Below are 19,182 nucleotides of genomic sequence, written 5' to 3'. Positions count from 1 at the left end.
CCAGCACGACGAGACCGATCCGGCCGGCGTCGCGGTTCTCGGGGTTCTCGCGGTTCTCGGGGTTCGTGTTCTCGGAGTTCTCGGGGTTCTCGGGCTTCGTGTTCTCGGGCAACTTCCTCACCATCCCAGTTCGTCGGCGGTCTTCTCGGCGATCGCGGGCGAGCAGGTCATGCCGCGCCCGCCGGGCCCGGTGACCAGCCACACGCCCTCGCGCACCTGCTGGCGGTGCACGACCCGGGCGGTGTCCACGCACTGCGCGTACACCCCGGCCCAGCGCCGCCTGACGCGCGGCAGCGGGCGGCCCAGGAAGCCCTCGACGACCTCGGTGAGGTGGTCGTAGGGGTCCTCGACGGTGTCGAAGGCGAAGGGGTGCTCGTACTCGTGGGTGTCGCCGATGGTCAGGCCGCCGTCCGCGCGCTGCACCATGAGCAGCTGCATCTTGTGCGCGGCGGCGGTCGGGGCCTGCGCCTGCCCGGCGTTGAGCGCGTCGAGCGCGTCCGACCGGTAGGCCGGGTAGTAGCGGAAGCTGTCGGCGTCGGCCACGGAGGTGGTGAGCGTCTCGCCGAGCGGCTCGGTCTGCATCATCTGCAGCCGGACGCGGCGCACGGGCAGGCCGGGCCCGGCCAGTTCGCGCACCAGGCCGCCGAGCCAGGCGCCGGTGGCCAGGACGACGGCGTCGCCGGTGTGCACGTCGCCGTGGTCGTCGCGCACCGCGCTCTCCCCGACGACCTCGCGGACCTCGCGGCCCGGCAGGAAGGTGTAGCGCGGCGACGCCGACAGGGCCTCGCGCAGCCGCACCTGGGCGGTGCGGGGCTCGACGGCCGCGTCCCGCTCGCACCACAGCCCCGCGACGAAATCGCCCCGCAGCGCCGGGTTGAGGTTGCGCGCCTGCGCGGCGTCCAGCAGCTCGTAGCCGCGGGCCGCCGCGTCGGGGCGGGCCAGCGCGGCCTCGGCGACGGCGCGTTCGCGGGCGGTGCGCACGAGCGTGAGGGAGCCGTTGGCCCGGAAGCCGAGCCCGGGCACGCGCTCGCCGATCCCCTCCCACAGCTCGCGGGCGCGCAGGGCGGTGTCGAGCTCCTCGCCGCCCGCCCGGCCGCTCACCCATATCTGTCCGAAGTTGCGCAACGACGCCCCCCGGGCCTCGCTCTCGCGCTCGATCTGTACGACCTCGTGGCCGCGCTCCACTGCGTGCCAGGCGTGCATGGTGCCCACCACGCCGGCTCCTACGACGATGACTCTCACGTCGGCAACGCTCCTGGGGAGCGGTGACCCGCGCGGGGCCGGTGGGCAACGGGACGGTGAACGGCCACCCAAGCTTGGCCTAGACCCGTTACGCTTCCGTTACCGCAAGCCGCCCGTGGAGCGGGCCGGGAGGGCGGCCCCGAGGTCAGCCCGTGCCGCCGCCGAGGTGCGTCGTGAAGGAGAACCGGTCGCCCCGGTACAGCGTCCGCACCCGCTCCAGCGGGCGGCCCGCGGTGTCCCGGGACAGCCGGTGGATCAGCAGCATGGGCAGCGCGGGCGGCGTCCCGATGAGCAGCGCCTCGCGCGGGGTGGCGAGCACCGTCTCGATCCGCTCGTCGGCGTCCCCGAAGCCGATGCCGAGGCTGTCGCGCAGGTACGCGTAGAACGACGAGTCCGGCTCGAAGTCCTCGTCGAGCCGCGGCACCCGGTCCACGGAGACGTACGTGCTCTCCAGGCCGACCCGCTCCTCGTCGGCGAGCAGCACCCGCTCCATGTGCCAGACGGGCCCGCCCACCGGGACACCGGTCTCGGCGGCGAGCGCGGCCGGGCACGGGAAGCGGTCGAGGGAGATGAGGTTGCGGCCCGGGGTGCGCCCCTGCCGCCGTACGCCCTCGGTGTAACTGGCCAGGGACAGCGGCTGTTCCAGCTTGGGTCCCGCGACGACGGTGCCGCGGCCCTGCCTGCGCAGCCGCCCCTCCAGGAGCAGTTCGCGCAGCGCCTGTCGCACGGTCTCGCGCGCCACCTCGTACCGCTCGGCGAGGTCCCGCTCGGTGGGCAGCGGCTGCCCGTCCCCCAACTCCTCGATCAGCGCGGCGATCCTGGCCTTGACGGCGTAGTACTTCGGGATGCGGCCGTGCTCGGGGATGCCGGAGCGGATCGGGGCGCCCGGCGCCTGGTCGAGCAGGTGGGCGGGGTGTGCCGCCGGGTGTGCGGGGTTCGGGTTGTCCACTCCGGGATGTTCGCAGACGGAGGTGAACACACGGGTGAACGCGGGGTGTCCGGCCCCGGCCCCGTTTCCCCTGCTCCCCGCTTCCCGCTCCCGCTCCCGCTCCCGCCCGGACGTCAGCGTCGTCTGGCCCGCAGGTGCCGGGCCGTCAGGAGCAGGGCCGCGCCGCCCAGCAGGACGGCACCGGCGAGGATGCCGGGCCGCAGCGGCATGCCCGGTCCTGTCGCGGCGAGTTGCTCGGCGGTCGGGGTGCGGGGGTCTCCGGCGGCCTCGATGCCGAAGGCGTAGTCGTTCGACTCGCCGACCCAGTCCCCGTCGTCGTCCGCGCGCTGCACGAGGGCGGCGGTCGCCACGACGCGGTCCGCCGCGGTGTCCGAGGTGAAGGCGAGCCGGACCGTGACGCCGACGGTCCGTCCGGGGCCGGCCTCGAAGCCGGGGAACCCGTCGTCGAACACCCCGACGTGCTCGCCCTCCGCGGTCCGCTCGAACGTCACGGGCCGCCACCGGTCCCCGTCGTCGAACTCCAGCTGGACCTGCCCGGGCCGCAGCGTCCGCCCCTCGTCGACGAGGACGAGGAGCGGGTGCAGGGCCCCGCAGGGCTCGTCGGTGGTGTTGGTGAGGTCGACGGTCCACTCCTGGTATCCGCCCCCGGGCCGGTAGGTGGCGGGGCCCTTGCGGATCCGGGTGTCGATGGGGAAGTCGAAGGGGCGGGCGGCGACGCAGGCGGGGGCGGCGCCCGGAGCGGTGAGGGTGCTCGCGGGGCGCGTACGGGAGGCACGGCGGGCGTCCCCCGGGCAGGCGGTCACGCCCCCGGCGCCCGGCGCCCCTGTCCCCGCGCAGACGTCCCGGCCGTCGCCGCTTCCCGCGCCTCTGCCGCCGTCGGCCGCGGCGGGCGCCCCGGGCAGGACCGGTACGACCGGCAGGAGGGCGGCGACGGCGGCGGCGGCGAGGGAGCTGCGGAAGCGCATGGAGGACCTTTGCTGACCTGAGCCGGGCGGGCTGACGGACCCTCACCCGCGCGGAGGTCGGCGTACCGCCTCCGTACGTGCGCCGGAGGACGGGCGGCGATCCGGGCGGGGCGGGCCGCGACCGGCGTCCACCGGTCGTGCCCCGAGACCCTGCCACGCGCACCCGGGCCGCCCCGGGCGCCACCGCCCGATGGGACCGATCGGCCCGCCCGAGACCCCTCGATCAGGCGAGATCCGACGCAAGAGGGTTCCGCCCCGAAGCCCCGCCAAAACCCACCCCCCACCCCCGACAGCCCTCACTCCCGCCACCCCCGCCGCCCTGGACGGCTCTCACTCCCGCCACCCCCGCACCAGCCCGCGAAGCGATCTCGCGCGCGCCCGCCGCTACCCGCGCCGAAGGCCCCCTCACCCCCACCACCCCGCCCTCACCCCGAAGCGGCCCCGAGGCTGCTCGTCGCCGCTCCCACCGGGAACGCTCCCTCCGCGCGGCCGAAGAGCGGCGCCAGGATCAGTTGGGCCGCGCCTTCCGCGACGCCCCGCTCACCCCCGGGAGCAAGCCGCACCGGCACCCGCCTCGCTCCGGCACCGGCACCGGCACCCGCACCGGCACCCGCACCTCTCCCGTCCCCGCCCTCCCGCCGCACCCGCTCGTCGACCACCGCGCCCACTCCCCGTACGAAGACCTCTTCCGCCGCGAACACGGTCCGGCCGCCGAGCAGGACGCGGTCGATGTCCAGGAGGCCGATCAGGTTGCCCGCGGCCGTGCCGAGGACGCGGGCCGCCTCGGGGAGGTCGCCGCGGGCCACGGCCGCGAGGCAGAGCGCCTCGACGCAGCCGCGGTCCCCGCACTCGCAGCGCGGCCCGTCCAGCTGCAGCACCTGGTGGCCGAACTCCCCCGCGCCGGTGCGGGCCCCGCGGTGGAGCGTGCCGCCGAGCACGAGACCGGCGCCGAGCCCCGTGCCCAGGTGCAGGTAGGCGAAGGAGTCGGCCGCGCCCGCGAGCGCGAGGCCCAGCGCGGCGGCGTTGGTGTCCTTGTCGACGGCCACGGGCAGCCCGAGGTGCGCCCCGAGCGCGTCCCGCAGCGCGAATCCGTCCCACTCGGGGAACCCCGTGACCCGGTGCAGCACCCCTTCGGCATGGTCGAGCGGGCCGGGCAGCGCGACCCCGACCCCGGAGACCGGCCGGTCGCCGCCCGCACCGGCCAGCAGGGCCCCGACCTCCTCCGCCGCCGCCCCGACCACCGCGGGGGCACCCGCGCCGAAGGCGAGCGGGGCGCGGCGTTCGGCGACGACCGTGCCGGTCAGGTCGACGAGGACCGCCGTCAGCTCGTCGCGGTCCAGGTGGAGGCCGACCGCGTGGCCCGCGGCGGGGACCAGGCGCAGCACGGTGCGGGGTTTGCCGCCGGTGGAGGCGCGGCGGCCCGCCTCCGCGGCGAGGCCCGCCGCCCGCAGCCGCGCGGTGATCTTGCTGACGGCCTGCGGGGTGAGCCCGGTGCGCTCGGCGAGCTCCAGGCGGCTGATGCCGGCCCCGCCCGCCGCGCGCAGCAGGTCGAGGACGAGCGCGGCGTTGTGCCCGCGCAGCGCCGGCAGGTTCACTCCGGGGTTGGCCTTGTTCACGTACGACGTCACACGCCCCATTGTCCCGTCCGCTTGCACTTTGGCAACACCGTTGCTTAAGTGGATGGCATGACTGGCACAGGCTCTTCAGGCTCCCCTCTCCGCGTCGGGCTCGTCGGGTACGGCCTCGCGGGTTCCGTCTTCCACGCCCCGCTGATCGCCGCCACCGAGGGTCTCGTCCTCGACACGGTCGTGACGTCGAACCCCGAGCGGCAGGCCCAGGCCCGCGCCGAGTTCGGCGCCGGACTGCGCTGCGCGGCCTCGGCCGACGAGCTGTGGGACCGCGCGGACGAGCTCGACCTGATCGTCATCGCCTCCCCGAACAAGACGCACGTGTCGCTGGCGACCGCCGCCCTCAAGGCGGGCCTGCCGACCGTCGTGGACAAGCCGATCGCGGGCACGGCCGCCGAGGCGCGCGAGCTCGCCGCCCTCGCGGACGAGCGCGGACTGCTCCTGTCCGTCTTCCAGAACCGCCGCTGGGACAACGACTTCCGCACCCTGCGCCGCCTGATCGCGGACGGCGAGCTCGGCGACGTGTGGCGCTTCGAGTCGCGCTTCGAGCGGTGGCGGCCGCGCCCCAAGGGCGGTTGGCGCGAGTCCGGCGACCCGCAGGAGATCGGCGGCCTCCTCTACGACCTGGGCAGCCACGTCGTCGACCAGGCGCTGGTGCTGTTCGGCCCGGCGGTCAGCGTGTACGCGGAGTCGGACGTCCGGCGCCCGGGCGCGGAGGCCGACGACGACACGTTCCTCGCCGTGACGCACGCGAACGGCGTCCGCTCGCACCTGTACGTGAGCGCGACCACCGCCCAGCTCGGCCCGCGCTTCCGCGTGCTCGGCTCGCAGGCGGGCTACGTGAAGTACGGCCTCGACCCGCAGGAGGCGGCGCTGCGCGACGGCAGGCGCCCGGCCACGGAGGACCCGTGGGGCGTGGAGCCCGAGTCGATGTGGGGCCGGGTCGGCTCCGGCGAGTCCCCGCTGACCGGCGGCGGCCGCCCGCTGCCGACGCTGCCCGGCGACTACCCCGCGTTCTACGCGGCGGTCGCCGACGCGCTGCGCGGCACCGGCGAGAACCCGGTCCCGGCCCACGAGGCCGCCGCGGCCCTGGACGTCCTGGAGGCGGCCCGCCGCTCCGCGCGCGACGGTGTGACGGTGACGCTGTGAGCGAGGCACCCACCGTCGACGAGCTGACCGCCCAGGAACGCCGCCTGGTGCTGACCCGCTTCACGCACGAGGACGCGTGGGCGCTCGGCACGCTCCTGGTGGAGCTGGCCCGCGAGCGCCGCGCCCCGGTGGCGGTCGACATCCGCCGCGGCGGCCAGCAGCTCTTCCACGCGGCGCTCCCGGGCTCGACGCCCGACAACGACGCCTGGATCGAGCGCAAGCGCCGTGTCGTGGAGCGCTACCACTGCTCCTCGCTCCTGGTCGGCACCCGCTTCCGCGCCAAGGGCACGACGTTCGAGGACTCCTCCCGCCTGGACCCCGACACGTACGCGGCGCACGGCGGCGCGTTCCCGGTCGCGGTCGAGGGCGCGGGCGTGATCGGCACGGTGGTGGTCTCGGGCCTGCCCCAGGTCGAGGACCACGCACTCGTGGTGGAGGCCCTGGAGCGGTTCACCGGGGCGTAAGTACGCCGACGTACGCGGCCGTATGCGGTCGTATGCCGACGTACGTAGATGTACGCGGCCGTATACCGACGAACACCGACGTACGCCGACGAGAGACGAGAAGGGCGCGGCGCCCCCGGGCAGTACCGGGGGCGCCGCGCCGCACGTCGTGGGGGCGCCTACGCGTCCTTGAGCTCCTGGCGCTGGCGGCCCAGGCCCTCGACCTCCAGCTCGACCACGTCACCCGCCCGCAGGTACGGCTTCGGCTCGGGCCGGCCCATCGCCACGCCCGCGGGCGTACCGGTGTTGATGACGTCGCCGGGGTGGAGCGTCATGAACTGGCTCACGTACCGCACGACCTCCGCGACCGGGAAGATCTGGTCGGCCGTCGTGCCGTCCTGCTTCAGCTCGCCGTTGACCCAGAGCCTGAGGGACAGGGCCTGCGGGTCCGCGATCTCGTCGGCGGTCACCAGCCAGGGGCCCAGCGGGTTGAACGTCTCGCAGTTCTTGCCCTTGTCCCAGGTGCCGCCCCGCTCGATCTGCCACTCCCGCTCGGAGACGTCGTGCGCGACCGCGTACCCCGCGACGTGCGCCAGCGCCTCCTCGTGCGACTCCAGGTAGCGCGCCGTACGTCCGATGACCACGGCGAGCTCGACCTCCCAGTCCGTCTTCTGGGAGCGGCGCGGCACGAGGACCGTGTCGTCCGGGCCGACCACCGTGTCCGCCGCCTTGAAGAAGACGACGGGCTCGGCGGGCGGCTCGGCGCCCGTCTCGCGGGCGTGGTCGTGGTAGTTGAGCCCGATGCAGACGACCTTGCCCACCCGGGCCACCGGCGGTCCTACGCGCAGCCCGTCGGCCGCGAGTACGGGCAGGTCACCGGCGTCGGCGGCGGCCCTGATCCGGCCGAGCGCGGCCTCGTCGGCGAGCACCGAGCCGTCGATGTCGGCGACGACGCCCGACAGGTCGCGCAGGGTTCCCGCGGCGTCGAGGAGCGCGGGACGCTCCGCCCCGGCCGTACCGACTCGCAGCAGCTTCATGGTCAGACTCCATTCCTTCGGTAGCCCGGCCGATGGGTTGCGGCCATCGGAGGTTTGGTCGATCGTCCAAGGTCGCCGTCCGCTCCGCAATACCCCGTTCACGTACTGGACCTTTACCGGGCGGTAGCCCGAGGCACCCGTGCGGCGCTCCCGGAGGCTCAGGCAGCGGCCGCCAGGGCCGCCGTACTGCCCGGCATGTCCCGGTACAGCACCGCGCGCTCGACCGCGCTCCACGTCGTGCTGGTCACCACGTACAGCGCCGCGGCCAGCGGCACGACGGCCACCGTGAACAGAGTCATGAACGACATCAGCGGCATCACCTTGGTGATCGCGCCCATGCCCGGCACCTGCTGGTCCCCGGCCTGCGGCAGCGGGTTGGCCGCCATCTGGGTCCTGGTGCGCCGGTAGTTGAAGGTCGCGACCGCGGCGACGAGCGCGAACAGCGCCAGGTACACCAGGCCCTGCGCCCCGAAGACCCCGCTGTCGGCCAGCGCGTCCTTCCAGCGGCCGCCGAGCGGGGCGGCGAACAGGGTGTGGCCGAGCAGCCCGTTGGCGTCGCCGCCGATGCTGGTGCTGGAGAAGAGGTGGTAGAGCAGGAAGAACGCCGGCAGCTGGAAGAGGCTCGGCAGGCAGCCGGAGAGCGGTGACACCTGCTCCTTGCGGTGCAGTTCCAGGACGGCCTTCTGCAGCTTCTCCGGGTTCTTGGCGTGCTTCTTGCGCAGTTCGGCGATCTGCGGCTGGAGCCTGGCGCGGGCCCGCTGGCCCCGGGCCGACGCCCGCGACAGGGGGTGCACGAGCAGGCGTACACAGGCGGTGAACAGGACGATCGCGGCGGCGGTCGCCGAGGTGTGGAAGAGCGGGTCGAGCAGGTCGGCGAGGCGCTCGACCAACGTGGCGAACACGGACATGAAAGCGGACATGGAGAAGCCCTCCGGGGGTCTCGTCGTGCCGGGAGAGGAAGCGACGGAAGACGTCGCGTCGGCGTGACGACCCACTGAAGGGCGGAAGGCGGGAACCCGGAACCCGGTGACCGGCACCTGGGATTCAGGCACCGGCACCCGGGATTCAGGTACCGGAAGAGCTGTTCTTCTGCGCCCCTACGCGGCCGTCGGGAGGGGACGGCCGGGCGCTCGGGGGCGCCTGCGGCCCCGGGCGTCGGGGTCGCGCTGGGGCAGGAAGGCGGTGCGTTGCTCCCGGTCGCGGATGGCCGTGCGCACCCGGGTGCGGGGCACGGCGGGCGCGCAGCGCGCGGCGATCACGGAGCAGACGGCGAGCGCGGAGCCCGCGGCGGCGGTCGCGGCGAGCGCGACGGCGGCGGTGAGGCTGCCGGTGTCGACGAGGACGACCTCGACGAGGAGGAACAGCAGGAGCAGGGCCGGGCGTGCGGCCGCTTTCCCGTCACGGATCACGTCGCGCATGTCTGCCCTCCTCTCCCGGTCCGTCGCCGGCTCGGCGACACGTGCGTACCGCCCCATCGTAGACGGCGTACCGCCGTTGTACAGGATCGATCTCGACCGGCTGAAGGAGCCTGCGGGGCCGCGCGAGGACCCGGCCGACCGGATCCGAGGGCTCCGGATCGAGTCCCGGGCCGGGCAGCGCGGCCCGGGGCGCGACAGGCCCGACCGGCAGCCCAGGACGGCCTCGCCCCGCACGGCGACGGTCAGCGTGCTCCTGGCGCGGGAGCGGACCCGGCGGCGCTGACGTCCTCGCCGGGTCCGCCGCGGCCGTCGGGGCCGTCGGGGCCGTCCGGCCCGTCGAGGGGGTCGCGCGCGAGCACGTCCGCGTCCGGCCGCCCGTCCGCGCGGTCGGCGGGACCGGCGCAGGACACCACGAGCGCGACGGCCAGATTGACGGCGAGCGCGAGGATGCCCGCGTTCACGCCGAGGACGGGGTCGTGATCGGTGAACACGAGCCCGCACACGATCCCCACCCCCACGACGAGACCGCTCAGCGCCCCCACCAGCGTCAGCTTCCGCCACACCAGGCCGAGGAGCAGGATCGGCACGAGCTGGGCCATCCCCTCGTACGAGATGAGGGACAGCCGTACGAGGGTGTTGGGCGCACCGTACGTCAGCGCGAGCGCGAGGGCCCCCGCGACGACGACCACGGCCTGCGAGGCCAGCTTCTGCCGCTGCGGGGTGCGCCACCGGGGCAGCAGCGACAGCACGCTGCTGCCCCACATCGTGCCGATGACCAGCATGAACACGGCCATCGGCACGATGGAGGAGAGCGCGGCCGCCACACCGATGACGCCGACGCCCCACGCGGGCAGCGAGTCCACGACGAGCTTGAACAGCGCGAGGTTGGACTCGGCGCCCACCAGCCCCGGCACGACGAACAGCGCGGCCATGCCGAGCAGCATGGGCACGAAGAGCAGCACGTTGTAGGCGGGCAGCCAGATCGCGTTGCGCCGCAGCCCGTCCGCACTGCGCGCGCCCAGGTAACCGGCGACGGTGGTCGGAAAGATGACGACGGTCAGCGCGTTGAGCAGCGAGGTCGTGGCGAACCAGGCCTCCCCGTAGGGGCTCCCCCCGCTGCCCGGCAGCGTGAGCCAGGCGCTCTTCTCCTCGACGATCCGGTCGAGGAAGGGCCCGTACCCGTCGAAGTAGTGCAGCGGCACGTAGACGGCGAGGAAGGCGAGCGTGCCGACCACGAGCACGTCCTTGAGGACGGACACCCAGGCGCTGCCGCGCAGACCGCTCACCACGACGAACCCGGTGGTGACCGCGAAGCCGATGAAATAGGCCCAGTCGAGGCTGATCGCCCCGTAGGAGATGGTCGAGACGACCACGCCCATGCCGGTGATCTGCAACTGGATGTACGGCAGCAGGAACACGGTGACGAGCAGCGCGACGCCCGCGCCGAGCCAGGGCCGCCCGTACCGGTGGGCGACCATGTCCGAGATGCTGACCAGGCCGTGCCGGCGCGCGTAGGCCCAGAGCATCGGCCCGACGACGTACCCGACGGCGTAACCGCAGGACATGTACGCGACGACGTACAGGACGGGCGCCCCGTAGTTGTAGCCCCAGCCCGCGGCCCCCAGATAGCTGAAGCTGGTGTAGCCCTCGCCCGCCATCAGCACCCAGATGAAGACCGCGCCGAGGCTGCGCCCGCCGACCGACCACTCGGCGATCCCGCCCTGCCTGCCGCGGCCGCGGACGGCGGCGAGGCCGAGCGCGACGGTCCCGGCCATGAAGACGCCGAAGACGGTGGTGGCGACGGCTCCGTCACTCATGCGGCACGCTCCGGGCGTTCGCGGGTGGACCTCCCGGGGTCGGACCCCTCGGGGCCGGGCCCCTTGCGGGCGGACCTCTTGCGGGCGGACCTCTTGCGGTCGCCCCGGTGGGCGAGCCACACGCAGAGCGGCGTGAGCAGCGTCGCGCACAGCAGCCAGAAGAAGAGGAACGGCAGTCCGAGCACGACGGGCCGCACGCGGTTGGCGAACGGCAGGACCCCGAGATACAGCACGAAGGGGACCAGCAGCCACAGGAGATGGGGGCGTCGGGCGATCACGAGCACCGACCTTAGCCGCTGCCCCCGCGCTACCTGGGCCGCATGGACCGCAGCTCGCCCCACACCACGAGCCGGTACTTGGAGGTGTACTCCGGGGTGCAGGTGGTGAGCGTGATGTAGTACCCGGGCGCGCCGTACCCGTACCCCTTGCGCACGTCGCTGCGCGGCACCTCCCGGATCACCCCGCCGTCGTGGGCGGAGGTCCGGTCCAGCGTCCTGCCGACGACGTACGTGTAGACCGCGCCCCGGGTCTCGACGCGGATCTCGTCCCCGCGGCGCAGCCGGTTGATGTACCGGAAGGGCTCGCCGTGGGTGTTGCGGTGCCCGGCGAGCGCGAAGTTCCCGGCCTGGCCGGGCTGGGCGGTACGGGGGTAGTGCCCCGCGTACCCCTGGTTGAGCACGGCCCCCTTGCTGACGCCCTCGGCGACGGGGACGCGGATGCCGATCCGGGGGATGCGGAGGACGGCGTAGGCCTGGTCCCAGCGGGGGGCGGGGGTGGGGGGGCCGCTCCGGGGGGCTCCGCGCGCCGTGGCCCCGTCGGCACCTTCGCCCCGGTCGCGGTCCCCCGCACCGCCCTCCGCACCGGACCCCGACCCGGATTGCGCACCGGGCCCCGACCCGGCCCCGGGGCCGCCCCCCGGCTCCACCGGCCCCGCCCCGCCGCCCGAGCCCCACTCCTCCTCCAGCGCCTCGACCTTCCTCTCGGCGGCGGCGCGGGCCTGCCGGTTGGTCCACCACAGCTGGTGGGCGACGAGCAGGAGGAGGACGAGGCCGAGGGTCACGGCGACCTCGGCGGCACCCCACAGGGCGCGGACGGCGGGGGTGCGGTGGGGGTGGCCGGGGGGACAGTGGGGTGGGCGGGGACTCCGACGGCGGGCCGGGCCGTGCCGCCGGCCGCGACCGGGGCCCCGCCACGGACCGCGTCCTTGACCACGTCCCTGACCGCGTCCCTGACCGCGTCCCTGCTGGACCACCCGAACCCGCTCGCGCACCGAGGTCTCCTCCGGCCGGGGGCCGTCCCGGCCGCCCGGAGGATAGGCGCAGGGGCCGCAACAATCCATGGCAGGGAAGACGACCACGGGAATCCACGGCGGGACGACGACCACCGGAATGCCGACCAGGACAAGGAGGCACCGGCCGGCAACCGGCACGACAGACAGACACGACAGATACGACGGACACGACAGACACAACGGAACGGGCACGACGGAACGGGCACGACGGACAGGCGAACCGCCCCTGCTGCTGGAGGCCCCCTCGGCAGTACCGTGTCCCGTATGCGCCCCGACAAGTCTGCTGCCGCCGACCACGCCGACGTCGACCACATCGCCGAAGCCGCGCGCCTGGAGCGCACGGCCGGCCTGTACCCCGAGGACGCCGAACCGCTCCTCCTCCAGGCCGCGGCCCACCTGGAGCTGGCAGGAGCCCGCGACCGCGCGACGACGCTCTACGACCGCCTGCTGTCCCCGGACGCCGAACGCCCGGCGGCCTCCCCGCTCCTCATCCGCGCGCTCAAGGCCTCGAACCTGTGGGAGTACGACCACGAGGCGGAGGCACGGGCGATCATCGACGGCATCCGCGGCGCGGCGCCCAGGGACCCGGCGCCGTGGGTGATCGTGGCGGAGTCGCTGGAGTCGCACGACGAGCTGGAGCAGGCGCACGAGACGTTCACGGAGGCGGCGACGCTGCTGCTGCCGCCGGGGACGACGGACGTGCCGTACACGACGCACCCGATCCTCTTCGGCCGCCACCGCGTGCGCCGCCTCCTGGGCGCGGACCACGACGAGTGGGACGCGCTGGCGGACCGGGTCTCCTCGGCGCCGGTCTCCCTGGACGAACTCCACGACCCGAAGCGGATCTGGTCGCTCGGCTCGGAGAACCCGGCGGAGCTGCGCGCGGAGATCACGCGCATCCAGGCGGAGTTGGGCTCGTACAGGGAGGCGCTGTCCCGCCCGTTCCCGGTGGCGATCCTGCACTGGCCGGAGCCGGAGCTGACGGAACTCCTCACGGCGTACCCGGGGTTGTCGACGGAGTACCCGTCGCACGAGGCGCACCTGTCGACGATAGAGGAGTCCCTGCGCGAACTGTCCGCGTCCGGCACGCCGAACCTGGGCATCGTCACGGGCACGGTCCCCTCCTACGAGGCGTTCGCGGCCTCGGAGAGCTCCTCCCCGGAAGACGCGTCCCTCCTCCCCCAATACGCCACAACCCTGGCAGCCCGAGGCCGAGCCACCTCCTGGCCCCCGGAACGCTCGGCGGGGTGCTGGTGCGGGTCGGGGACCGCGTACAGCCATTGCCACGGGGGCGACGGCGCGGCTTGATACCGCCAGGATGGCGCGTCAGCCAGCGAGGCGGAGAGTGAGAGGATCCCAGAGATCGAGGACTGGACTCCCCCGGAAGGCTCGTGGGCCTCCTCTGCGGCGCGACGGCGCAATATGCAGGCGATCCGCAGCAGAGACACGAAGCCAGAACGACTGCTGCGACGGCTGCTGCACGCGCAAGGACTGCGCTATCGCGTCGCCGCTAAGCCCCTGCCGGACCTCAGGCGGACAGCCGACATCGTGTTCCGGCCTACCAAGGTCGCGGTTTTCGTTGACGGCTGCTATTGGCACGGGTGCCCGGAGCACTACGTGCCGCCCAAGACAAATCCGGGCTACTGGTCAGACAAGGTCGCCGGAAATATGAAGCGCGACCGTGACACCGACCGGCGGCTGAAAGACGCCGGCTGGACAGTGCTCCGATTTTGGGAGCACGAATCACCGGCAGAGTGCGCTAGCGCCGTCGTCCGTGTCGTCTCCAGCCACCGCGAAGCTCTGCTGCGCCGGACCGACCTCAGCGGCGACCAGTGACGGGTCAGCCTCAGGCTCGTAAGCCGGACTCGGATCCTCATGGAGCGGTCCGGTGCGGCCCAGCGCTTCGCGGATGGCCTTGCCAACCGCTGCGGCGACCGGCGGCGGGAACGCGTTGCCGACCTGTCTGTAGCGGGCCGTCTTACCTCCGGTGAATTCCCAGGGTCCCTCGGGATCCTCATCGTCGGGAAATCCCTGAATGATGGCAGCCTGCTGCACCGTTAGTTTGGGTCCCCGTCGCAGATTGCCAAGGTCCCGGCCGGGGTCGGTCATCTCCTCTTCGTCATTCGCTACGCCCAGTCCGTCAACGCCCAGAGCCTCCCAGGCCCGCTTGGCGCGTGTGGGGCCAAGATCCGCTCCACCGTGCTTCTTGGAACCACCCACCAGCGTGGGCGCGACGGTGCCCAGACTCGCGGATCCGTGCCACTTATTGAAGAGCTCGGTGCCCGCTCCGAGCCGTCGTTCCATGCTGGGGCCTAGCGCGTCGACTACGCGCTTGATCTTCTTTTGGGGCACCGGCCAGTCGAAACCGCGGTACTGGTCCTTGCGGATAGCCACCAGGATGGCGCGCGGGCGCAACTGCGGCACCCCGAAATCCTGTGCCTGGAGCACGCGCCAGCCACAGATAACGTAGTCAGCCTTGCGCAGCCGGTTCTTGATGTAGTTCCGGTAATAGCGGAACTTGAGCTCCGGCTCGACGATCCCTCGGACGTTCTCAATCATGACCGCGCGGGGCTTGAGCTCCTCGACGAGTTCAAGCATGCGAGGAAAGAGGTCACGCTCGTCGTCCCTGCCCAGCTGCCGCCCAGCCGCGGAGAAGGGCGGGCAGGGCACTCCGCCAGCGAGCAGATCAAGCTGTCCCGCCTCAAGCATCTTCTTGCCGGGACCCTGCTTTCCCCCGTGCCCCTCCGGATTACGCACTTCGTCCAGTGGGCGGAAGTCGGTGACGTCCGTCTCACTGACCAGGCAGTGCTCCTTCTCCCAGCTCCACGACGGTCGCGTCCGAATGTTCTTCCTCAGTGTCGCGGCAGCGTGCTTGTCGATCTCCACCAGCGCGAGGTGCCGGAAGCCGGCCTGGTGAAGTCCAACAGCCTGGCCGCCGGCACCCGCGCAGATCTCGATCGAGGTCAGCTTGCGGTGGGCGGTCCCCATCGGCTCCTCCTGGTGCGGCGAATTGCAGACACGCAAGTGTCGCATCCCTCGGGAACCAGCAAGCACAGGACCGGCCGACTCCCCGGCAGAGACCTCAGCGCCCCAGGAACCCGTCCATGCCCCTCCTTCACGTGTCACCGACGGGAGCCTCGCCGGTCCGTTGCGCTGGGATCAGGTCAGGCTGGCACCGTTGTCCGGGTCACGCTCACCCCCCACAACGGCATGAAGGGGGGTACCGATTCCCGGATGATCCGCCGGCCCTCCCTCGTCACGAGTCCAGGGGTCAGCGCGGGTCCGGGGACCGCAAAGCGAGCGGACTCCCATGCGCCCGTGCGCTCACGGTCTACCGGCGCCGCCTGAAGGAGCCAGTCCCGGTCAACCGATACCAGGTTCAGGGCCTCGCCCTGCCCATTCAGCAGCACCGCGGCAAGGAGCCAGTGGGGATCGCCGCGCATTACCTCATGCTCGTGACGCGTCAGGTGGATGATCAGCCGCGTCGGGTCGGTCGTCCCCTTCACCTCCAGGTGGGCGGGGACGCCCTCCCACGACTCCGTGTCGATATCGAATCCGTAGGAGTCCGACACCGCGGCCACATGGGCGATCCGGCGGGCGCAGCCAAGCGCGAGCAGCTTCAGGACGGCGGTTTCGCCCGCCAGGCCGATCGCACGCCGGGCGGCCTCCGCGCCTTCGTTCCATTTGACCCGCGCCATATGCGGAACGGCGGCGCTTTCAGGGGCTTCGCACCCACTGACCCGCACGAGAGGCTTGCCTCCCTCATCAAGGAGTCCGCTCCCCCGCAGCCAGGCAAGCCCTTCCGCGTACTGCACCGGCGTGAGGTCCGCGTAGTCCGGATGATGAGTGAACACAGCCCGGGCCCGGGGTACATCGGCGATACGAAGCAGCTCTAACCAGCGGACGGCCGCTCGCCGTGTTCCTTCACCGGGCAGCATGGGCGTCGATGTGACGGAGGAGAGCTCGGACGTCAGCCATGTCCATTCCCGCCGCGAGGGAAGGCTCTTCCTGGAGATCCGCGAGCTGCTGTACGGACGGATCGTCGAGGATCTTGCCCATGAACTCGAGCTTCTCCCCCAGCCGCATGGCCACCACCTCATCGATCGTGCCTTCGGCCGCCAGTGCCGTGACCCTTGTCTCGGTGCCGGGAGCAAGTCCGAGCCGGTGGATTCGGTCGAGGCTCTGCAGGAACCGGCCAGCCATGAAGTCGCGGTCTACGTACACAGCGTCGTGGCAGACCTGGTGAAGGCTGATGCCCTCCCCCAGGGTCGCCGGATTGGAGAGGAGCACATGACAGTCAGGGTCTTCCCTGAATCTTCTGAGCTGCTCATCGCGATCCATTGTTCCCCCGTGCACCACGGCCGGCTGGTAGGCCGAGAACAGCCTCTCCATCGTGGTGAGGCTGCGGACGAAGGTCGTCCACACCAGCGTCTTCCGCCCCATGGAGGCGTTCCGCGCGACGATACTCAGCGCTTCCTTGTATTTCGGGGAGAGCTCGTAGTCCGGCAACTGCTTGAGGAGGGAGAAGAGGGAGTCCGTCCGCGGCACATCGAGGGGCGGAACACGGTAGTCAAGCGGGGCGTACCGGCTCTCTCCCTCCATCAGCAGGGCAGGGCTCGTCGCCGCCATGAGCAAGCGCAGCATCGCCTTACCCAGAGCGTCGAAGTCCTCCCGGCCGGCCTCAGCCCGGGCGGTGTACCGGCCGACGAGCGCGTCGTATACCTCACGGTGGAGAGGCGGCAGCTCGACGAAGCGAATGCGTGTCTCAAAAGGAGGAAGCCCGAGCTCGTTCTTGGTGGTCCGGGTGAAGAGCGGCCGCAACACGGTGCTGGCATGCGCTAGGTCGCCACCGGCCACGGCGCTGGTGACGACCCGACGGCCGTGCCCAGGCCATACGAAGGACAGCAGATTCTCCAAGTCGCGGGCACCGTTGGGCGCGGGCGTCCCGGTGAGGATGAGGCGTCGCCGCGCCAAGGGGCCGAGTGCCATACAGGCACTGCCATAAATGCCGCGCGCACCGAGCTTCATGCGGTGCGCCTCATCGAGAATGATCATTGAAGGGGCTCCGCGGAGCCAGGTCGCGAGCGCTGCGAGGGACCGGTCAAGTCGCTCGTAGTTCACGATCAAGACGTCGGTCCCGGGATCAGGGACGCGCCCCATGACGCGAGTCACGAGTGGCTCCTTGAAGCACACGTCACTCTCGTAATTCCACGATTCGTATGCGGACTTGGGGCTCACCACCAGCAGACGGCGAACGTCCCCCCTCTCACGCATCGCGGCGAATACGGCCAGGCCGACACGGGTCTTGCCAGCTCCCGGGACGGAGAAGTTCGCACCATGGCGCAGAGACAGGAGGCGTGCGATGTCCCGCCGCTGGAAGTCAGTGAGGTCTCCGCGCCACCCTGGACCGAGCTGATCCAGAAGCACGTCCGGCGATACGTCGGCTGGTGCGCTGGAGTCCTGCAGCCACTGCTCGGCACGCTCCGCGTCATCAAGGACGCCACCGACGAGGGTCGCCAGCTCCTCTTCCCACTCGACGTCCGTGAAGGGCCATACGGCCAGCGCCTCAAGCCCTGTGAGGAAGTCATCGAGGTCGACCTCCACCGACAGCGAAGTCCGCTGCCCGGCAGCCGGGAAACGCGCGGCCAGCCTGGCGAAGTCGGCCTCGCGCCCTGGAGCCGCACGCAGAACGGCACGCGTGCGGGTGACGTCGGACGCGATACGCAGAGACGGTTCCCCGGCCGCGGTCACACCCCCTCCTGCCTGACCGAATCGCGCAGCCAGGAGACGCCGTCGCCGGGCGCCTTGATGCTGCGCTGGGTCGCGACGGCGAGCTTCGTCAGAGTCTCACGAAGGGTCAGAACGGCCTCGTCGAAGGCCTCTTCATCCAGGCTGCCGGAAGCCCTGGCGAGCGTAAGGTCGGTAATGCACTGCTCGATGTCCTGGCAGGCGTCAGTGATGCGGTCCTGTGCGGCCTGCTTACGCTTACGGACCCGCGCATCCTTGCCTGCCGGTTCCAGAGCGTCCTCAAAGGCCCCGCGCGCGGCACTGAACGCCTCCGTGGCCGTCCTTCCCCGCTCAGTGAGCGAGCTGTCCTCCGCGGTCTCGATCGCCTTCGCCCTCAGGACCTGATCGGTCAGCTTCTTGGCCGCGGCGACCTTGGGAGCAGCTGCCTTCATCGTCCGGTTGAGACCGGGAATCGTCACCCCGGCCGCCGGGGCGGCAGCCTCCGCCTTCAGCGTGTTCGGCAGTCTCCTGTCCAAGTACCGCTCCCTGAAGTCCGGTTCGATGAGCCGCACGTCAGTCTTGGAGAATCCAAGGACGATGGCAGCAAGCCGCGTTTCCTTCTGGACCTCCGCGTTCTCCTTGCTCACCGACGACTCCTTCGAGTACCGGCGGTATACCTCACGGAGCTTTTCCTGATGCTGCTCGAAATCCAGCAGACGCAGCCGCGCGCCATCGTCGTGAGACCGCTCAATCAGGTCGCGAAGGGTAGAGAGGACCCACAAGTCCTGCTCGCACGTAGCGGCGCGGATACGGAACTCTCGTGCTACGTCGGCAAGCGTCCGTCCCAGGAGGTGCTGCTCTTCCATGGCCAGCAGCCGGTTGATGTACGAGTAGTCACGACGCTGGTCCGGCCGCAGCTGAAGGGACAGCTCCACCGCGTTGATGTCGTCCCACGTGCACGATTCAGGCAGCACGCCCACGCGGATGTTCGCGACGCCCAGCTCCTTGAGAGCCGCCCGGCGCGTGTTGCCGTTGACGAGGATGCCGTCTCGCGTGATGAGGCCGGGCTCCTTCTGCCGGTCAGTGCGAAGGCTCTCCAGCAGGTCACCGAAGTCGGGGTCCTTCTTGTTGGGGTCCGCCGGCAACATCTGCAGCAAGTGGTGCAAGTAGTCCTGGCTCTCCGGCAGCCAGGGGTCTTCATCAAGAAGCGTGTCCAGCTCGGGCTCATGACTCCGCTGAGCGCGGATGCGGTGGGTTCCCGGGTTGTAGTAGAGCGCGTCGACCGGCATGTCGATGACCTCTACGTACAGCGGCTGCGTACGCCACTCGACGGTGAGCGTCTCGCGGACGCCGCTCCCACCCTCGATTTCCTTCAGTCGCCGTTCGACCAGCGCCTTGTTCTCCTCCGCCAGCGGCGGCCGGGCGAATTCCTTGCCCACCAGATTCTCCTCAAAGAAACGTCAGGTCTGTCTTTTTGCCTCCGGAGGAGCTCCCTCTCCGCAAGGGGGAGGGAGCT

18 protein-coding genes are annotated in these 19,182 nt (G+C 71.8%); 4 read left to right on the top strand and 14 right to left on the bottom strand.

Going from position 1 to position 19,182, the window contains the following annotated elements; all coding sequences use genetic code 11:
* Window positions 1-117: 117 nt before the first annotated feature.
* From ACFYXE_RS34520 to ACFYXE_RS34505, 4 genes are all read right to left on the bottom strand, one after another.
* Entirely contained in the window at window positions 118-1,242 is a 1,125-nt protein-coding gene (locus tag ACFYXE_RS34520) for a TIGR03364 family FAD-dependent oxidoreductase (protein WP_389319451.1), read from the bottom strand.
* Window positions 1,243-1,387: 145 nt separating this feature from the next.
* Window positions 1,388-2,191, bottom strand: a complete 804-nt coding sequence (locus ACFYXE_RS34515) for a GntR family transcriptional regulator (RefSeq protein WP_389319449.1) — start codon at window positions 2,189-2,191, stop codon at window positions 1,388-1,390.
* 113 nt (window positions 2,192-2,304) lie between these two features.
* The gene (locus ACFYXE_RS34510; RefSeq protein ID WP_389319447.1) at window positions 2,305-3,156 is read right to left on the bottom strand and encodes a hypothetical protein; all 852 of its coding nucleotides are present in this window, start codon (window positions 3,154-3,156) and stop codon (window positions 2,305-2,307) included.
* Window positions 3,157-3,581: 425 nt separating this feature from the next.
* Window positions 3,582-4,793, bottom strand: a complete 1,212-nt coding sequence (locus tag ACFYXE_RS34505) for an ROK family protein (RefSeq protein ID WP_389319445.1) — start codon at window positions 4,791-4,793, stop codon at window positions 3,582-3,584.
* A gap of 48 nt (window positions 4,794-4,841) precedes the next feature.
* Between ACFYXE_RS34505 and ACFYXE_RS34500 the strand changes: the two genes are divergently transcribed.
* Both ACFYXE_RS34500 and ACFYXE_RS34495 read left to right on the top strand, forming a co-directional pair.
* A complete protein-coding gene (locus ACFYXE_RS34500) occupies window positions 4,842-5,933 on the top strand; it encodes a Gfo/Idh/MocA family oxidoreductase (protein WP_389319443.1) in 1,092 nt (363 codons plus the stop codon).
* The gene (locus tag ACFYXE_RS34495; RefSeq protein ID WP_389319441.1) at window positions 5,930-6,397 is read left to right on the top strand and encodes a heme-degrading domain-containing protein; all 468 of its coding nucleotides are present in this window, start codon (window positions 5,930-5,932) and stop codon (window positions 6,395-6,397) included. The genes ACFYXE_RS34500 and ACFYXE_RS34495 overlap by 4 nt, the downstream gene beginning before the upstream one ends.
* A gap of 158 nt (window positions 6,398-6,555) precedes the next feature.
* Here the strand turns inward: ACFYXE_RS34495 and ACFYXE_RS34490 are convergent, their stop codons facing one another.
* The 6 genes from ACFYXE_RS34490 to ACFYXE_RS34465 all read right to left on the bottom strand — a co-directional run bounded on the left by ACFYXE_RS34490 (window position 6,556) and on the right by ACFYXE_RS34465 (window position 11,708).
* Window positions 6,556-7,413, bottom strand: coding sequence for a fumarylacetoacetate hydrolase family protein (locus ACFYXE_RS34490; protein WP_389319440.1), 858 nt, complete (start codon window positions 7,411-7,413; stop codon window positions 6,556-6,558).
* Window positions 7,414-7,571: 158 nt separating this feature from the next.
* Window positions 7,572-8,333 (bottom strand): YidC/Oxa1 family membrane protein insertase, encoded by a 762-nt coding sequence (locus tag ACFYXE_RS34485; protein ID WP_389319438.1) that lies wholly within the window; start codon window positions 8,331-8,333, stop codon window positions 7,572-7,574.
* A 177-nt stretch (window positions 8,334-8,510) separates the two neighbouring features.
* Window positions 8,511-8,831: a DUF6412 domain-containing protein gene (locus ACFYXE_RS34480; RefSeq protein ID WP_361166170.1), complete on the bottom strand. Its 321-nt coding sequence runs from the start codon at window positions 8,829-8,831 to the stop codon at window positions 8,511-8,513.
* 242 nt (window positions 8,832-9,073) lie between these two features.
* Entirely contained in the window at window positions 9,074-10,648 is a 1,575-nt protein-coding gene (locus ACFYXE_RS34475; protein ID WP_389319435.1) for a sodium:solute symporter, read from the bottom strand.
* Window positions 10,645-10,926 (bottom strand): DUF3311 domain-containing protein, encoded by a 282-nt coding sequence (locus tag ACFYXE_RS34470; protein WP_389319433.1) that lies wholly within the window; start codon window positions 10,924-10,926, stop codon window positions 10,645-10,647. Before ACFYXE_RS34470 ends, ACFYXE_RS34475 begins: the two co-directional genes overlap by 4 nt.
* Window positions 10,927-10,955: 29 nt before the next feature.
* A complete protein-coding gene (locus ACFYXE_RS34465; RefSeq protein ID WP_389319431.1) occupies window positions 10,956-11,708 on the bottom strand; it encodes a class E sortase in 753 nt (250 codons plus the stop codon).
* A gap of 495 nt (window positions 11,709-12,203) precedes the next feature.
* Here ACFYXE_RS34465 and ACFYXE_RS34460 point away from each other — a divergent pair, with 495 nt between their 5' ends.
* Together ACFYXE_RS34460 and ACFYXE_RS34455 are read left to right on the top strand one after the other, a co-directional pair.
* The gene (locus ACFYXE_RS34460; RefSeq protein WP_389319429.1) at window positions 12,204-13,247 is read left to right on the top strand and encodes an SEC-C metal-binding domain-containing protein; all 1,044 of its coding nucleotides are present in this window, start codon (window positions 12,204-12,206) and stop codon (window positions 13,245-13,247) included.
* A gap of 54 nt (window positions 13,248-13,301) precedes the next feature.
* On the top strand, window positions 13,302-13,775 hold the full coding sequence (locus ACFYXE_RS34455; protein WP_389319611.1) for a very short patch repair endonuclease: 474 nt from the start codon (window positions 13,302-13,304) through the stop codon (window positions 13,773-13,775).
* Here the strand turns inward: ACFYXE_RS34455 and ACFYXE_RS34450 are convergent.
* The 4 genes from ACFYXE_RS34450 to ACFYXE_RS34435 form a co-directional block, all read right to left on the bottom strand.
* Window positions 13,683-14,927, bottom strand: a complete 1,245-nt coding sequence (locus tag ACFYXE_RS34450) for a DNA cytosine methyltransferase (protein ID WP_389319425.1) — start codon at window positions 14,925-14,927, stop codon at window positions 13,683-13,685. The two genes, ACFYXE_RS34455 and ACFYXE_RS34450, sit on opposite strands and share 93 nt — an antisense overlap.
* Window positions 14,928-15,103: 176 nt before the next feature.
* Window positions 15,104-15,877, bottom strand: a complete 774-nt coding sequence (locus ACFYXE_RS34445; RefSeq protein WP_389319423.1) for a protein NO VEIN domain-containing protein — start codon at window positions 15,875-15,877, stop codon at window positions 15,104-15,106.
* On the bottom strand, window positions 15,864-17,690 hold the full coding sequence (locus tag ACFYXE_RS34440; protein ID WP_389319421.1) for a DEAD/DEAH box helicase: 1,827 nt from the start codon (window positions 17,688-17,690) through the stop codon (window positions 15,864-15,866). Before ACFYXE_RS34440 ends, ACFYXE_RS34445 begins: the two co-directional genes overlap by 14 nt.
* Window positions 17,687-19,105, bottom strand: coding sequence for a transcriptional regulator (locus ACFYXE_RS34435; RefSeq protein ID WP_389319419.1), 1,419 nt, complete (start codon window positions 19,103-19,105; stop codon window positions 17,687-17,689). Before ACFYXE_RS34435 ends, ACFYXE_RS34440 begins: the two co-directional genes overlap by 4 nt.
* Between the last annotated feature and the right edge of the window lie 77 nt (window positions 19,106-19,182).

The organism is Streptomyces sp. NPDC002564 (assembly GCF_042889645.1).
Taxonomy (GTDB): domain Bacteria; phylum Actinomycetota; class Actinomycetes; order Streptomycetales; family Streptomycetaceae; genus Streptomyces.
The sequence above is the reverse complement of the archived record's forward strand: the minus strand, read 5'-3'. Positions and strand labels throughout refer to the sequence as shown.

What these genes read in the sequence shown, in the direction of transcription:
- ACFYXE_RS34505 (WP_389319445.1), bottom strand. Translation starts at nt 4,793, where the DNA reads ATGGGGCGTGTGACGTCGTACGTGAACAAGGCCAACCCCGGAGTGAAC.
- ACFYXE_RS34475 (WP_389319435.1), bottom strand. Translation starts at nt 10,648, where the DNA reads ATGAGTGACGGAGCCGTCGCCACCACCGTCTTCGGCGTCTTCATGGCC.
- ACFYXE_RS34490 (WP_389319440.1), bottom strand. Translation starts at nt 7,413, where the DNA reads ATGAAGCTGCTGCGAGTCGGTACGGCCGGGGCGGAGCGTCCCGCGCTC.
- ACFYXE_RS34450 (WP_389319425.1), bottom strand. Translation starts at nt 14,927, where the DNA reads ATGGGGACCGCCCACCGCAAGCTGACCTCGATCGAGATCTGCGCGGGT.
- ACFYXE_RS34500 (WP_389319443.1), top strand. Translation starts at nt 4,842, where the DNA reads ATGACTGGCACAGGCTCTTCAGGCTCCCCTCTCCGCGTCGGGCTCGTC.
- ACFYXE_RS34480 (WP_361166170.1), bottom strand. Translation starts at nt 8,831, where the DNA reads ATGCGCGACGTGATCCGTGACGGGAAAGCGGCCGCACGCCCGGCCCTG.
- ACFYXE_RS34445 (WP_389319423.1), bottom strand. Translation starts at nt 15,877, where the DNA reads ATGCTGCCCGGTGAAGGAACACGGCGAGCGGCCGTCCGCTGGTTAGAG.
- ACFYXE_RS34485 (WP_389319438.1), bottom strand. Translation starts at nt 8,333, where the DNA reads ATGTCCGCTTTCATGTCCGTGTTCGCCACGTTGGTCGAGCGCCTCGCC.
- ACFYXE_RS34510 (WP_389319447.1), bottom strand. Translation starts at nt 3,156, where the DNA reads ATGCGCTTCCGCAGCTCCCTCGCCGCCGCCGCCGTCGCCGCCCTCCTG.
- ACFYXE_RS34460 (WP_389319429.1), top strand. Translation starts at nt 12,204, where the DNA reads ATGCGCCCCGACAAGTCTGCTGCCGCCGACCACGCCGACGTCGACCAC.